Source organism: Gordonia sp. HS-NH1 (assembly GCF_001418765.1).
Lineage (GTDB): Bacteria > Actinomycetota > Actinomycetes > Mycobacteriales > Mycobacteriaceae > Gordonia.
On the sequence record NZ_LIYC01000007.1, the window covers coordinates 1 to 13,474 of the forward strand.

General features: G+C 67.8%; 15 protein-coding genes and 4 tRNA genes. 5 read left to right on the top strand and 14 right to left on the bottom strand.

The features are described from left to right. Positions 1-127: 127 nt before the first annotated feature. The 10 genes from rplA to AMD30_RS07205 form a co-directional block, all read right to left on the bottom strand. Positions 128-844, bottom strand: coding sequence for a 50S ribosomal protein L1 (rplA, locus tag AMD30_RS07160; protein ID WP_010841971.1), 717 nt, complete (start codon positions 842-844; stop codon positions 128-130). Between the two features lie 83 nt (positions 845-927). Next, the gene (gene rplK, locus AMD30_RS07165) at positions 928-1,362 is read right to left on the bottom strand and encodes a 50S ribosomal protein L11 (RefSeq protein WP_004021736.1); all 435 of its coding nucleotides are present in this window, start codon (positions 1,360-1,362) and stop codon (positions 928-930) included. Between the two features lie 146 nt (positions 1,363-1,508). After that, positions 1,509-2,378, bottom strand: a complete 870-nt coding sequence (gene nusG, locus AMD30_RS07170; RefSeq protein ID WP_010841972.1) for a transcription termination/antitermination protein NusG — start codon at positions 2,376-2,378, stop codon at positions 1,509-1,511. A 70-nt stretch (positions 2,379-2,448) separates the two neighbouring features. Continuing rightward, entirely contained in the window at positions 2,449-2,922 is a 474-nt protein-coding gene (gene secE, locus AMD30_RS07175; protein WP_010841973.1) for a preprotein translocase subunit SecE, read from the bottom strand. A gap of 39 nt (positions 2,923-2,961) precedes the next feature. Beyond that, a tRNA-Trp gene (locus tag AMD30_RS07180) sits at positions 2,962-3,034 on the bottom strand. Between the two features lie 242 nt (positions 3,035-3,276). Beyond that, positions 3,277-4,374, bottom strand: a complete 1,098-nt coding sequence (locus tag AMD30_RS07185) for a fused (3R)-hydroxyacyl-ACP dehydratase subunits HadA/HadB (protein WP_055475166.1) — start codon at positions 4,372-4,374, stop codon at positions 3,277-3,279. 97 nt (positions 4,375-4,471) lie between these two features. Further along, positions 4,472-4,639: a 50S ribosomal protein L33 gene (rpmG, locus tag AMD30_RS07190; protein WP_003929651.1), complete on the bottom strand. Its 168-nt coding sequence runs from the start codon at positions 4,637-4,639 to the stop codon at positions 4,472-4,474. 93 nt (positions 4,640-4,732) lie between these two features. Beyond that, positions 4,733-4,806: transfer RNA gene (locus tag AMD30_RS07195), tRNA-Met, on the bottom strand. 21 nt (positions 4,807-4,827) lie between these two features. Continuing rightward, positions 4,828-4,900: transfer RNA gene (locus AMD30_RS07200), tRNA-Thr, on the bottom strand. Positions 4,901-5,017: 117 nt separating this feature from the next. Continuing rightward, positions 5,018-5,098 (bottom strand) — tRNA-Tyr (locus AMD30_RS07205). A gap of 127 nt (positions 5,099-5,225) precedes the next feature. Here AMD30_RS07205 and AMD30_RS07210 point away from each other — a divergent pair. Both AMD30_RS07210 and htpX read left to right on the top strand, forming a co-directional pair. Beyond that, complete coding sequence (locus tag AMD30_RS07210; RefSeq protein WP_044505993.1) at positions 5,226-5,717, top strand: YajQ family cyclic di-GMP-binding protein; 492 nt, start codon at positions 5,226-5,228, stop codon at positions 5,715-5,717. Between the two features lie 159 nt (positions 5,718-5,876). Further along, the gene (gene htpX, locus AMD30_RS07215) at positions 5,877-6,743 is read left to right on the top strand and encodes a zinc metalloprotease HtpX (protein ID WP_010841976.1); all 867 of its coding nucleotides are present in this window, start codon (positions 5,877-5,879) and stop codon (positions 6,741-6,743) included. A gap of 59 nt (positions 6,744-6,802) precedes the next feature. On the opposite strand, the gene AMD30_RS07220 is transcribed toward htpX, so the two are convergent. Then, positions 6,803-7,819, bottom strand: coding sequence for a polyprenyl synthetase family protein (locus tag AMD30_RS07220; RefSeq protein ID WP_010841977.1), 1,017 nt, complete (start codon positions 7,817-7,819; stop codon positions 6,803-6,805). Positions 7,820-7,937: 118 nt separating this feature from the next. Here AMD30_RS07220 and AMD30_RS07225 point away from each other — a divergent pair, with 118 nt between their 5' ends. Together AMD30_RS07225 and AMD30_RS07230 are read left to right on the top strand one after the other, a co-directional pair. Next, positions 7,938-9,197 carry a geranylgeranyl reductase family protein gene (locus AMD30_RS07225; protein ID WP_055475167.1) on the top strand — a complete coding sequence of 420 codons (1,260 nt, stop codon included), beginning with the start codon at positions 7,938-7,940 and terminating at the stop codon, positions 9,195-9,197. A gap of 122 nt (positions 9,198-9,319) precedes the next feature. Beyond that, a complete protein-coding gene (locus AMD30_RS07230) occupies positions 9,320-10,291 on the top strand; it encodes an oxygenase MpaB family protein (protein ID WP_055475168.1) in 972 nt (323 codons plus the stop codon). Here the strand turns inward: AMD30_RS07230 and AMD30_RS07235 are convergent. Together AMD30_RS07235 and AMD30_RS07240 are read right to left on the bottom strand one after the other, a co-directional pair. After that, positions 10,288-11,010 carry a demethylmenaquinone methyltransferase gene (locus AMD30_RS07235; protein ID WP_035717152.1) on the bottom strand — a complete coding sequence of 241 codons (723 nt, stop codon included), beginning with the start codon at positions 11,008-11,010 and terminating at the stop codon, positions 10,288-10,290. The genes AMD30_RS07230 and AMD30_RS07235 overlap by 4 nt on opposite strands. A 72-nt stretch (positions 11,011-11,082) precedes the next feature. After that, the gene (locus AMD30_RS07240) at positions 11,083-12,243 is read right to left on the bottom strand and encodes a glycosyltransferase family 4 protein (RefSeq protein ID WP_055475255.1); all 1,161 of its coding nucleotides are present in this window, start codon (positions 12,241-12,243) and stop codon (positions 11,083-11,085) included. Between the two features lie 109 nt (positions 12,244-12,352). Between AMD30_RS07240 and AMD30_RS07245 the strand changes: the two genes are divergently transcribed. Then, a complete protein-coding gene (locus AMD30_RS07245; protein ID WP_055475169.1) occupies positions 12,353-12,973 on the top strand; it encodes a Type 1 glutamine amidotransferase-like domain-containing protein in 621 nt (206 codons plus the stop codon). Here the strand turns inward: AMD30_RS07245 and AMD30_RS07250 are convergent. Beyond that, on the bottom strand, positions 12,954-13,460 hold the full coding sequence (locus tag AMD30_RS07250) for a hypothetical protein (protein WP_010841983.1): 507 nt from the start codon (positions 13,458-13,460) through the stop codon (positions 12,954-12,956). The two genes, AMD30_RS07245 and AMD30_RS07250, sit on opposite strands and share 20 nt — an antisense overlap. Positions 13,461-13,474 lie beyond the last annotated feature (14 nt).

Here is a 13,474-nt window from a genome sequence, read left to right on the forward strand (position 1 = left end):
ACACGCATACTCGCCGACCACGCGTGAGTGCCACCCAACGCTGCGAGCGGACCACGCAGACACAACACGAGGGGCCCGGCATCGGAATGCCGGGCCCCTCGTGGGTGTCAGTGCGCCTGATGCGAGATCAGGCCTGCGGTGCCTCCGCGAAGTTGCGGGCGACCGCCGGGTCGACCGGGATGCCCGGGCCCGTGGTGGTCGAGACGGTGACCTTCTTGATGTAGCGGCCCTTGGCTGCCGACGGCTTGGCGCGCATGATCTCGTCGTAGGCGGCGCCGTAGTTCTCGGCCAGCTTGGCCGGGTCGAACGAGGCCTTGCCGATGACGAAGTGCAGGTTGGCTGCCTTGTCGACGCGGAAGTTGATCTTGCCGCCCTTGATGTCGTTGACGGCCTTGGTGACGTCGGTGGTCACGGTGCCCGTCTTCGGGTTCGGCATCAGGCCGCGCGGTCCGAGGACACGCGCGATGCGGCCGACCTTGGCCATCTGATCCGGGGTGGCGATCGCAGCGTCGAAGTCCAGCCAACCGCCCTGGATGCGCTCGATCAGGTCCTCGGCACCGACCTCGTCGGCACCGGCGGCGGTGGCCTCGGCGGCCTTGTCGCCGGCGGCGAACACGATCACGCGGGCAGTCTTACCCGTGCCGTGCGGCAGATTGACGGTGCCTCGAACCATCTGGTCTGCCTTACGGGGGTCGACGCCCAGGCGAATCGCGACCTCGACGGTCGCGTCGGTGTTCTTCGACGACGTGTCCTTGGCGAGCTCCACAGCCTCCAGCGGGCTGTACAGCTTGGTCTTGTCGACCTTCTCGGCCGCGGCCGCGTAGGCCTTGCTCTTCTTGCTCATTGCTCTGTTCCTTCTCCGCACTCGAACGGCGGGGTGTGTGGTGCGGGCCGAGCCGGCCCTCCCACGGGGATGACTTGGGTGTGTCAGCCTTCGACGGTGATGCCCATGGACCGAGCAGTGCCGGCGATGATCTTCGCGGCCTGATCGATGTCATTGGCATTGAGGTCTTCGGCCTTGGTCTTGGCGATCTCACGGACCTGGTCCATGCTCACCTTGCCGACCTTGTTGGTGTGGGGCTCGCCGGAGCCCTTCTGCAGCCCGGCGGCCTTGAGGAGGAGCTTCGCAGCCGGCGGGGTCTTCAACTTGAAGTCGAAGGAGCGATCTTCGTACACGAAGATCTCGACCGGGATGACGTTGCCACGCTGCGACTCGGTCGCCGCGTTGTACGCCTTGCAGAACTCCATGATGTTCACGCCGTGCTGACCGAGCGCCGGACCCACGGGCGGGGCCGGGTTGGCCTGGCCTGCCGAGATCTGGAGCTTGATGATCCCGGCGAGCTTCTTCTTCTTGGGAGGCATCTTCTGTTCCTTGCTTGTTTCCTTGCGAATTCACGCCCGCTGGAGACGTGAAAGTCTGTGTTTGTCTGCTTCTCCCGCTCCCTGAGGTGCGAGCGAAGCTCTCCCCCTCCGCCCCCTGAGGTGCGAGCGAAGCGAGCCTCGAAGGGTCAGATCTTCTCGACCTGATTGAACCCGAGCTCGACCGGCGTCTCACGACCGAAGATCGACACGAGCACCTTGACCTTGCGCTGCTCGGCGTTGACCTCGCTGATCGACGCGGGAAGCGTGGCGAACGGGCCGTCCATGACGGTGACCGACTCGCCGACCTCGAAGTCGACCTCGATGACGTTCGACGCGGCGGCGGCTGCGGCCTCGACACCCTCGGCGGCAGAACCCCGCGAGGAGGCCGGCTTCTTCGCCTCGGTGCGCGGCATCAGGAACTGCAGCACCTCGTTGAGCGAGAGCGGCGACGGCTTGCTGGTCATCCCGACGAAGCCGGTGACACCCGGCGTGTTGCGCACGGCGCCCCACGACTCGTCGTTGAGTTCCATGCGAACCAGGATGTAACCCGGCAGCACCTTGCGGTTGACCTTCTTGGGCTGGCCGTTCTTGATCTCGGTGACCTCTTCGGTCGGCACCTCGACCTGGAAGATGTAGTCACCGACATCGAGATTCTGCACGCGGGTCTCGAGGTTGGCCTTCACCTTGTTCTCGTAACCGGCGTAGCTGTGGATCACGTACCAGTCGCCGGGCGCCCGCCGGAGCTGCTTGCGCAGTTCCTCGACCGGATCGACCTCGGCTTCTTCGGCCGGGGCTTCCTCGCCAGGGGCCTCGGCGTCATCCGCCTCGGCCTCACCTGCCTCGGGGGCGTCCTCGGAGACCGTGTCCTCGGCCGCGGCCTCGTCACCCTCGACGACCGTGTCGTCGGCAATCGCGTCACCCTCGGTGTCCACCGCGTCGGCCACGGCCGCGTCGACTTCGGCGTCAGCCACGTCGACGGAATCGGTCGAGGCGAGTTCGTTCTCCGGGGTGCTCACTGCAGCCCACGCTCCTTATGGTTCATCTGGCGGTCGTACTCCTCGTCGCCGGCCGAGCCCACCGCGTGGGTCAGCCGAACAACCAGAGAACGCCCTTGGCGAAGGCGAGGTCGAGGCCGGAGATGAACGCGGTCATCACGATGACGAACACGAGCACGACGATCGTGTACGTGATCATCTCGCGCCGCGTAGGCCAGATGACCTTCTTCAGCTCGGCGACGACCTGCGTCAGGAACAGCCAGATCCGAACGAACGGATTCCGGCTCTCCCCCGCAGACGCCTTCTTCTTCGTCTTGCGTTCCTTGACGGCAACGGACCCCGAACCGGAGTCGGTGTCACCGTCGTTTGCACCCGCCGACGAGCGACGCCCGCGAGCAGAGCGTTTACCGGACGGACGCAGCTCCTTGGCGGTGCCGGTCGACGTCTCGTCGCCCGTTCCCGCGTCGGTGGCCTCGTCGCGACCGTCGAGCTCAGCCGCAGCCGAATCGGCCGCAGAACCTTCTGCGGCGTCTTTGGCGCGGGCGGCCCGGTCTCGCTTGCTCAACTTCGCGGTCCTCTCGTCAGCGTGTGCCCTTCACCAGGGCAGGGGCGACAGGACTTGAACCTGCAACCTGCGGTTTTGGAGACCGCTGCTCTGCCAATTGAGCTACGCCCCTTTGCGACGCCCTCCACCGGAGTGGTCGGCGTTGCCGTCTCATCGACCCGGCCTCACGACCTGCCGGCGATTCGTCGCCGACAAAACCAACGCGCCACCCTATGGGTAGCGCGCAAGCCTGAATCAATCAGACACTTCAGTGTAGATCACCGGGGCGGTGGACCCAAAACGGGCTCGTCTCCAACCCCTCGACGACCGTACACGTCGGTCCCTCGGCCTGCCGTCGGCATGCCCCGTGACCAGTCAGTTGAACTGGATGACCGCCTGCGCGCGTCCGAAGATGCGGCGGTCGCCCTGCTTGGCGGTGATCGCGATGGTTCCGCGGCGGGTCGCGGGGTCGAGCGACTTGACCTTGCCCGTGAAGTCGACGGCCGCACTGTCGTCGGCGGGCACGTAGACCGGGCTGGTGAAGCGCACGTTGTACTCGCAGAAGGCCGCCGGGTCACCGATGAACTCCGAGACGAAGCTCGCGCCGAGCCCCATGGTCTGCATGCCGTGGGCGACCACGTCGTCCATCCCGGCCGCGCTCACGACATGGTCGGAGAAGTGGATCGGGTTGGGGTCGCCGGCGACGCCCGCATAGTTCGCGAGGTTCCCGCGCGTCAGCAAATAGCGCTTCGGGGACAGTTCCTGCCCGACCGCGAGGGTGTCGAAATCGATGGCACCGAAGGCGCCGGGCGACTGCGTCGGATCGGGGAGGTCGTAACGACCTGCCTTCGGCTCCACGGTGTGCCCGGATTCACCGATGGCGCCGACCTTGATCATCACGTGGTCGAGGGACGCCTCCAGCTCGGGGTCGACGTCCATGCCGGGGCGCGCGGCCAGCGACGTCCAGGTCGTCATGACCGGCTCGTCGTGCTGGTTCCAGATGACGTTCTTGGTGACCATCAGGTCGATCATCTCGGGACTGCTGACGTGACGGAACGACTCGAGGGAGACGTCGCAGATCAGGCGGTCACCGACCTTCATCGGCTGGTGGTAGATCAGCCGCTGATCGGTCTGCATGATCTGCCACATGTCGTAGCCGGTGATGACGTCGGAGAAGAGCTTGCGCTGGGCGATGATCCCCAGCACGGACACATAGGTGGGCGCGGCGATCAGGCGGTCGTGACCGAAGGCCCGTGCGCCCTCCTCGCTCCAGTGGGTCGGGTGCGCATCCTGCACGGCCATCGCGTGCTTACGGATCTCCTCGCGGCCGATCTCGTAGTAGTCGTCGACGGTGTAGTGGAAGCCGACGAGGCTCTGGGTGTGGGCGGCGATCTCCTCGGGGGTCGGCTTCGCACCACCGTTCGACGCCTCGTCCGCACGATCCTGGATCTCGGCTTCGTTCACCTGTGACATTGAGCACTACTCCCTTCGGGCCCGACACAGCAAGACGGGCCGCCTCTCCGAGAGGCGACCCGCTGCTGGATGTACTTCGAAAAGGCCGACGACAGCGTCAGCGCGATTCCTTGTGCGCCTGATGCTTGCCGCAGTTCGGGCAGAACTTCTTGATCTCGAGGCGATCGGGATCGTTGCGGCGGTTCTTCTTGGTGATGTAGTTACGGTGCTTGCACACCTCGCAGGCCAAGGTGATCTTGGGGCGAACATCTGTTGAGGAGGCCACTTGATTGCCTTCTTTCGGGTGGTACGTGGTCGGGTTCGGAAGTTCCCTCAGGGCTTGCGACCCTTGCGCTCGGTTCCGGTCGGACCCGATGTGTAGCGGTGGAGGGACTCGATCCCTCGACCTCACGATTATGAGTCGTGCGCTCTAACCAGCTGAGCTACACCGCCCCGCGGACTTCTCGTCCAGCGAGCCCCCTGACGGAATCGAACCGTCGACCTTTTCCTTACCATGGAAACGCTCTGCCGACTGAGCTAAGGGGGCGTGCCCCGGGCAATTGCGCCCGAGAGCCTTAACGAGGTTACACACTCGCGTCTGCGCTAGACAAATCGCTGGTCGGAGACCGTCTGTAGTGCAGTTTCGCGAAGATGAACCACGCTGTGGCAGGTATAGGATTCGAACCTATGTAGCTTGCGCGACGGATTTACAATCCGCTCCCTTTGGCCGCTCGGGCAACCTGCCGTGCCGCTCTCCCAGGCCGTCGCGACAGCCGTTCGAACAACGCCGTGAAGAATACAACGAACACCACGTCCGCGCGCAAACCGGCTGGTCAACTCCACTCCGATCGCCATGACATACCCTGTCGGACATGGCTGATTCATCGTTCGACGTGGTGAGCAAGATCGACCGCCAGGAGGTCGACAACGCCCTCAACCAGGCTGCCAAGGAGTTGTCCCAGCGGTACGACTTCCGGGGCACCAACACCGGCATCGAGTGGTCCGGCGAGGAGAACATCGTGATCACCTCCGACGCCGAGGAGCGCGCTCAGGCAGGCCTCGAGGTGTTCAAGGAGAAGCTGATCCGTCGCGACATCTCCCTGAAGGCGTTCGACGCCGGCGAGGTCGTCGGCTCCGGCAAGACCTTCAAGATCACCGGCACCCTGGTGCAGGGCATCGACTCCGAGCACGCCAAGAAGATCTCCAAGAAGATCCGCGACGAGGGACCCAAGGGCGTCAAGGCACAGATCCAGGGCGACGAGCTGCGCGTGTCGAGCAAGAAGCGCGACGACCTGCAGGCCGTCATCGCGCTGCTCAAGGGCGAGGACTTCGGTATCGCCCTGCAGTTCGTCAACTACCGCTGACCGCCGCCACCGCGCCCGCACCGACATCGGCATGCGGAAACCGATTCGGGTTCTGCGTCGTTTGACCGGATGAAGGCGCCAGCACTCCTCGGCCGTCCGGGTTCGCCTGGACCGGCCCGAGGACACCGAGACCCGCGGCGCCGGACAGACGAGGACCCGATGCATCTCAACGGATTGAAGACGGCGGCTCTGCTGGGCCTGATGTCGGCGATCATCGTCGGCATCGGCGCGCTGTTCCAGAGCCCGCTGATCCTGTGGGGATCGGTGGTCGTCGCCGTCGGCATGAACGCCTACGTCTACTTCAACAGCGCGAAGATGTCGCTGAAGGCGATGCACGCGCAGCCGGTGACCGAACTGCAGGCGCCGGTCATGTACCGGATCGTACGTGAACTGGCGACGACGGCGCACCAGCCGATGCCCGCGCTCTACATCTCCCCCACCGAGTCACCCAACGCGTTCGCCACGGGCCGCAACCCCAAGAACGCCGCGGTGTGCTGCACGACCGGCATCCTGCACCTGCTCGACGAGCGTGAGCTGCGGGCCGTGCTGGGCCACGAGCTGTCGCACGTGTACAACCGCGACATCCTCATCAGCTCGATCGCCGGTGCGATGGCGGCGGTCATCAGCGGCCTCGCCAACTTCGCGATGTTCATGGGCGCCTTCGGCGGCCGCGACAACGCGCCCAACCCGCTGGCGATGCTGCTGATCGCCGTGCTGGGACCGATCGCGGCGACCCTGGTGAAGCTGGCGGTCTCCCGGTCGCGCGAGTTCCAGGCCGACCAGTCCGGCGCAGAACTCACCGGGGACCCGCTCGCGCTCGCCTCGGCGCTCGCGAAGATCTCCGGCGGCGTGCAGGCCGCGCCGCTGCCGCCGCAACCCGACATCGCGGCTCAGTCACATCTGATGATCGAGAGCCCGTTCCGCGCCACCGATCGGATGGCCCGGATGTTCGCCACCCACCCGCCGACCGCGGAACGCATCCGCAGGCTGCAGGAGATGGCCCGCGACGACCGCTCCGCCGGTTGAGCGGAGTCCCCTGCCGGTTGAGCGGAGTCCCCTGCCGGTTGAGCGGAGTCGAAACCCCCTCAGCCGACGCGTTCGATCGTGTAATCCACGAGCGACGCCAGGGCCCGGTGGGCCGGCGACTCGGGAAGCTCGGCCAGCATCCCGTGCGCCTCGTCGGCGAACTCCTGCAACTTGGCCCGGGCAGCGGTCATACCCGCCGACGAGCCGAGCATCTCGATCGCCTCGGCGACCTCGGCGTCGTCGGTGAGCGGCCTGGCCGTGCCGTCGGCGGCGACGAGGAGCTCGCGTAACCGGGCCGACGTCGCGTCGTCCCCGGCGACGGCGTAGAGCACCGGCAGCGTGTGCACGCCTTCGCGGAGGTCGGTTCCCGGCGTCTTGCCCGACTCCACCGACACCGAGCTGATGTCGATGATGTCGTCGGACACCTGGAAGGCGACGCCGACGATGTCGCCGATGCGCGAGAGCCGCTCGATGTCGTCGGCGGTCGCCCCCGAGGCCATGGCCCCGAAACGGGCGGCGGCGGCGATCAGCGACCCGGTCTTCTCCCAGACGACCCGCAGATAGTGCTCGACGGGGTCGGCGCCGGGCTTGACGCCGACCGTCTCCCGCATCTGACCGGTGACGAGTTCGGCGAAGGTCTCGGCGATGATGCGTACCGCTTCGGGACCCAGCGTCGAGACGAGTCGCGAGGCGCGCGCGAACAGGAAGTCACCGGAGAGGATGGCCACGCTGTTCGTCCATCGAGCGTTGGCGCTCGCCGCACCGCGCCGCATGGCGGCCTCGTCCATGACGTCGTCGTGGTAGAGGGTGGCGAGGTGGATCATCTCCACCACCGTCGCCGAGGTGATGACGTCGTCGGAGTCCGGGCGCGGACCGAACTGGGCGGCCAGGATCGCGAACATCGGCCGGAATCGCTTTCCGCCGGCCTTCGCGAGGTGGGTCGCCGCCTCCGTCATGACCTCGTCGCCCGACGAGAGCTCGGCGAGGAGTAGATCCTCGACCCGCTGTAGCGAGGAGCGCACCGTATCGGCGAACTCATCCGACACCAGGTCAACCCCGGCGAATGTGGACTTCACGGAAACGCGGCCCCATCTCGTCTGATCCGGCAATTCTCGTCGGTGCGACACGCGATCGCCGCGTCAACCCCACCTGCTGCTGAGCCTAACCCGTCGGGGGTCCGGACATACTGGTCGGGTGAGCACGGACACGACCCCTCTTTTCCCCGATTCCGCCGACGTCCTCGTCGTCGGCGCCGGACCGGGTGGATCCGCGGCGGCCGCCCATGCCGTCGCCGCCGGCCGGGACGTGGTCCTCGCCGACGCCGCGGTGTTCCCGCGCGACAAGACGTGTGGTGACGGACTCACGCCGCGCGCCGTCGCCGAACTCGACGCGCTCGGGTTGGGCGCGCTGCTCGCCGACCGTCCGCGCATCGACGGACTCCTGCTCAACGGTTGGGGTGCCCGCCAACAGGTCCGGTGGCCGTCCGGCCGTTTCCCGTCGTACGGGAGCGCGGTGGCACGAACCGAGTTCGACGAGGCCATCCGCGCCCACGCGGTGTCGGCCGGAGCACGAATGATGCAGGGCGTCAAGGCTGTTGACGTCGAAATGGATGGCGACCGGGTGGGTGCGGTGACCTTCGCGACCCCCACGGGCTCGCACACGATGCGGGTGACCGACCTCGTCGTCGCCGACGGGGTCCGGTCGGGAGTCGGCAAAATGCTTGGGCGGCAATGGCATCGAGACACCGCCTACGGTGTGGCCGCACGCGCATACGCACCCTCCGCGCGCGCCGATGCGCACTGGATGGGGTCCCACCTCGAGCTCCGCGGACCCGACGGCGGACTGCTGCCGGGGTACGGCTGGGTCTTCCCCCTCGGCGCGGCGGGCGGCGGCCAGGTCAACGTCGGCGTCGGCGCGCTCGCCACGTCGAAACGGCCGGCGCACATGGCGCTTCGGCCGATCCTCGAGCACTATGCCGCGATGGTGCACGATGAGTGGGCACTCGACGGCCCGCCCGTCCGCATCACCTCGGCCCTGCTGCCGATGGGCGGTGCGGTGTCCGGCGTCGCCGGCCGGAACTGGATGCTGATCGGCGACGCCGCGGCATGCGTCAATCCGCTCAACGGCGAGGGCATCGACTACGCCCTGGAGACCGCGAGGCTCGCCGTCGAACTCCTCGGCACCGACGACTACACGGACCGGTGGCGTGATGTCCTGGTGGAGCACTACGGGCTCGCGTTCTCCGCCGCCCGCCGCCTCGCCGGCCTGCTCACCATGCCGAAGACCGTCCCCACGCTGGGACGTCCCGGCATCCGGTCCCCGCACCTGATGTCCATGGTCGTGCGGGTGATGGGCAACCTGATCACCGCCGAGGACGCCGACCTCGTCGCCCGTGCCTGGCGCACCGCCGGACGCGTCTCCCGGCAGATCGACCCGCGTCCGCCGTTCTCCTGAGGTCCGGCCGTCGACACCGTCGTCTGGCGCATTGAGACGGCAGGGCTGTAGTGTTCCAACCGGTGTGGTCGCCGCCACACCTGTGACACAATCAGGCCACCCGTCGACCCAGGAGATGCACGATGTCCGCCGCATCCACTCTCGCCACCCGAGCCAAGCACGCCCTCCAGAACCGGCTGGCACAGCGCTATCACCTGCGCGGCGAGATCGACCACATGGATGCGGTCGGAGACCCCACCGCCGTCGCGCGCGCCCTCGCCACGCGAGAGTTCCCGTGGGGCATCACGCAGGCCTTGAGCTTCGCCCTGTTCCGGACGTACGCGGTGCCGTCGATCGGCGACCTCCTCTACAAGACCGGTCAGTTCACGGAGTCGACGCAGAAGCGCTACGACGACACGGTGCTGCTGCTCGACGCCCCGATCGAGCACGGGGTCGACAGCCCGGCCGGGCGGGCGGGCATCCGCCGCATCAACCAGATGCACGGCATGTACGACATCCCGAACGACGACTTCCGCTACGTGCTCGCCACCTTCGTCGTCTGCCCGGTGGAGTGGGTGAACGCCTACGAATGGCGCTCACTGACCAACCACGAGATCCTCGGTCTCACCAACTACTACCGCCGGCTCGGCCAGGTGATGGGCATCGAGGACATCCCCGAGACCTACGACGATTTCAAGAAGTTCTACGACGAGTACGAGACCGCCCATTTCGCCTTCAGTCCCGACTCGCTCGCCGTCGCCGACGCCACCCTGGATCTGCTGGGCACGTTCATGCCGTACAAGCTGCTGCCGCGTGCGGTGGTGCGCCGGATGTCGTTCGCGCTCATGGACGATCGGCTCCTCGACGCATTCGGCTATCCGAAACCGACCGCGGTCGAGCGGGTGCTGGTCCGCGGCGGACTCAAGGCTCGTGGACTCGCCATCCGGTTCTTCGCACCGCCGCGGACAGAACCGCTCTTCGGACGGCAGACGAAGCAGGTTCGCAGCTACCCCAAGGGTTTCCGCATCGACGACCTCGGCACCTTCGCGCCGGGGTGCCCGGTGTCGCACGACACCGTTCCCGGCGTCGGGACACCGCGGGCCGCGAACTCCTAGGCCCGCGCCGAGTGGATCGCGGCGATACCACCGGTCATGTTCTCCCACCGCACCCCGGAGAACCCGGCGTCGCGGATCAGGTCGCCGAGGGCGAACTGATCCGGCCAGGCCCGGATCGACTCGGCGAGATAGACATACGCGGCCGGGCTGCTCGACACCTTCGTCGCGACCGCGGGTAGCGCCTTCATCAGGTACTCCATGTACACCGTCCGGAACGGCTTCAGCGTCGGCGTCGAGAATTCGCAGATCACCAGCCGCCCACCGGGTTTCAGCACTCGTCGGAGTTCGGCGAGTGCGGTCGGCACGTCGTTGACGTTGCGCAGGCCGAACGAGATGGTCGCGGCGTCGAAGGAATCGTCGGCGAACGGGAGCGACAGGGCGTCAGCGGCGACCTTCGGCACGGCCCGGTGCGCCCCGGCCTTGAGCATGCCGAGCGAGAAGTCGGCGGCGATGCAGTGCGCACCCGACGACGCCAGCTCGACGGTCGACACCGCGGTACCGGCCGCGAGGTCCAGGACGACGTCGCCCGGGTGCAGGTCGAGTGCCCGACGGGTCTTCTTGCGCCAGCCACGATCCCGACCGAATGACAGGACCGTGTTGGTGAGGTCGTAGCGCCGAGCGACGCCGTCGAACATCGCCGCGACCTCGGCCGGGTCCTTCGCCAGGCTCGCCCGGCCCAGACTCGCTCGTTCCGGTGGTGTCGCGCCCGTCGATGACATGCCGATCACGCTACCGGGCGGCGCGGGTCGGACTGCCGTGAGGTTCGTCGCCGAAGGAGCGGCCCCCGCACCTCAGGCCGGCCGCCCCACCTCGGTCACGACCCCACCACCGGTCACGGCGGCGTAGTGGTTCACCAGCTCCGCGCACACCGACGGCCACGTGCGGGCGCGCACGGCCTGCACCGCCGCGCGGCCGAAGGCCGCTCGCACCGACTCGTCGTGCAGTGACTCGACGATCGAGGGGAGCGTGTCGGCGAAGCTCGCGACCTCCAGCAGGTATCCGGTCCGGAAGGCCGAGACCAGGTCGCGCGGGCCGCCCGCGTCGGGACCGATCACCGGCAGCCCGCTGGCCATCGCCTCCTGGATGGCCTGGCAGAACGTCTCGTGTTCGCCCGCGTGCACGAACACGTCGAAGCCGGCATACGCGCGCGCCAGGGCCTCACCGCGCAGTTCACCGGTGAACACCGCATCGGGCATGACACGTTCGAGCCGGTCCCGCTCGGGACCGTCGCCGACGATCACCAGCTGGACTCGCGGGTTCCCGGACAGCCCGGCGAGCCGCTCCACGTGCTTCTCCGGAGCGAGCCGTCCCACGAACCCGACGATCAGGGCGTCGTCGTGTGCTCTCGACCCCAGCCACTCGACGCGCAGCGACGCGTCGCGCTTGTCCGGCGAGAAGAGCCCCACATCCACCCCGCGGCCCCACCGCGCGAGCCGCGGCACGCCGTGTGCGGCGAGTACCTCCAACGTCGCCGTCGACGGCGCGAGGGTGAGGTCGCACATCTCGTGCAACCGGCGCGTGTATCGCCACGCGAGCTTCTCCACCGCACCCAGCCGGTAGGACGCGGCGAATCCGGCGACATCGGTCTGGAACACGGCCACCACGGGCACGCCGAGCGCTCGGGCGGCGAGCGCGCCGGCGGCACCCACCACGAACGGCGACGCCAGGTGCACCACGTCCGGTTCGAAGTCGCGCAGGGTGCGGTACAGCAGCGGCGACGGCACTCCCACCGGAAGCGAGGTCACCCGCGGCACCTGCACGGCCGGCAGCAGGTGCACCGGGGTCCGGCGGCCGACCAGCCGCGGCCCGCCCGGCTCGCCGCGCGGGGTGTCGGGTGCGATGACGACGGCGGTGTACCCGGTGGACTCGAGATGGTCGACAACCCGGAGGACGGAGTTGACCACCCCGTTCATCTGGGGCAGGAAGCTCTCGGCGACGATCGCGACGCGCATGAGCACGATGGTCGACCGTGGACGTGACCGGCCCGCACTCCAGGACGTGTCGGCCCGCCCAATTCGGGGTGAACACCTCCTTGCCCGCGCATCAGGGCACAGTGGAGAGGTGGCCGACACCCACCTGCTGCTGCTGAGCCGCTGGCTCACCCCCGTGCCGGGGTTCCTCACGCCGCTCACCGGGCCGGGCTGCCGCATCGGCTACCTGCCCACCGCGTCGTCGATCTATCCCGATCACGCGTGGCTCGACCTCGAGCGGGACACGCTAAGTCAGCAGGGATACGAGGTGACCGAGCTCGACCCGGAAACATCCGGCACGACTGCCTTCGCCCGGCGACTCGGGGAGGTCGATGCCGTCTTCGTCGCCGGCGGCAACACCTTCCACCTGCTCGGCGCGCTGCGGACGGCCGGCGCCGACCGTGTGCTCGTCGACGCGGTACGAGCCGGCCTGCCCTACATCGGGGTCAGTGCCGGCGCCGCGGTGGTGGGCCCTGACATCGCGCCGCTGGCACTTCTCGACGATCCCGCCGAAACAGCTCCCCTGACGTCGACCGAAGGTCTCGGGCTCGTCGGGGTCACGGTGATCCCGCACGCGGAGGGCACGGTCGGGGGTCGCGGCCCGGTCGAGGCGACGCGGAGACGATTCGGTGCCGGCCACCGGCTGCAGTTCCTGCGTGACGACGAGGCGATCGTCGTCACCGGCGAAACCCTCAGGGTGATCCCGGGCTGACCGTCTCGTCGCGCTCGGCCGTGTCTCCTTCGGCCGCAACGGCATCCGGCTCGTCCGTCGCGTCGCGTCTGGCCCAGCGCCGGCTGAACTCCGCGACCCCGACCATCAGCAGGCCGACGACCAGCCACGCCCCGACCACCACGGACAGGGCCGGGATGATCGACAGCACCGCGGTGCGACCGGTCGGGCGTGCGAGATCGGGGTTGTAGACCGCGTAGTCCACGCTGATGCGCTGCCCCTCGCTCAACTCCGTCGGATACAGCAACCCGAAGCGCGGGCTGTGGAACGATCCGTCGGGCGTCTGAAAGTTCACCGCGGCATGCAGGCTGTCCACCGAGACGACCTCGGCCATCACGGTCGCCTTGCTCGCCTCGATCGTCGAGTCGTTCTTGAAGCACCCGGCGATCAGGGTCAGCGCCATGAAGGTGACCGTGACGCCGACGACGAGCAGACCGAGCTGCACGCGTCGCTGGATCACCGGATTCATGCCGTTCAGCCTAG

Excerpts from the sequence above, each read along its gene's own strand:
- rplA (WP_010841971.1), bottom strand. The coding sequence starts at position 844 with ATGAGCAAGAAGAGCAAGGCCTACGCGGCCGCGGCCGAGAAGGTCGAC.
- rplK (WP_004021736.1), bottom strand. The coding sequence starts at position 1,362 with ATGCCTCCCAAGAAGAAGAAGCTCGCCGGGATCATCAAGCTCCAGATC.
- AMD30_RS07185 (WP_055475166.1), bottom strand. The coding sequence starts at position 4,374 with ATGTCACAGGTGAACGAAGCCGAGATCCAGGATCGTGCGGACGAGGCG.
- AMD30_RS07210 (WP_044505993.1), top strand. The coding sequence starts at position 5,226 with ATGGCTGATTCATCGTTCGACGTGGTGAGCAAGATCGACCGCCAGGAG.
- htpX (WP_010841976.1), top strand. The coding sequence starts at position 5,877 with ATGCATCTCAACGGATTGAAGACGGCGGCTCTGCTGGGCCTGATGTCG.
- AMD30_RS07230 (WP_055475168.1), top strand. The coding sequence starts at position 9,320 with ATGTCCGCCGCATCCACTCTCGCCACCCGAGCCAAGCACGCCCTCCAG.
- AMD30_RS07235 (WP_035717152.1), bottom strand. The coding sequence starts at position 11,010 with ATGTCATCGACGGGCGCGACACCACCGGAACGAGCGAGTCTGGGCCGG.
- AMD30_RS07240 (WP_055475255.1), bottom strand. The coding sequence starts at position 12,243 with ATGCGCGTCGCGATCGTCGCCGAGAGCTTCCTGCCCCAGATGAACGGG.
- AMD30_RS07250 (WP_010841983.1), bottom strand. The coding sequence starts at position 13,460 with ATGAATCCGGTGATCCAGCGACGCGTGCAGCTCGGTCTGCTCGTCGTC.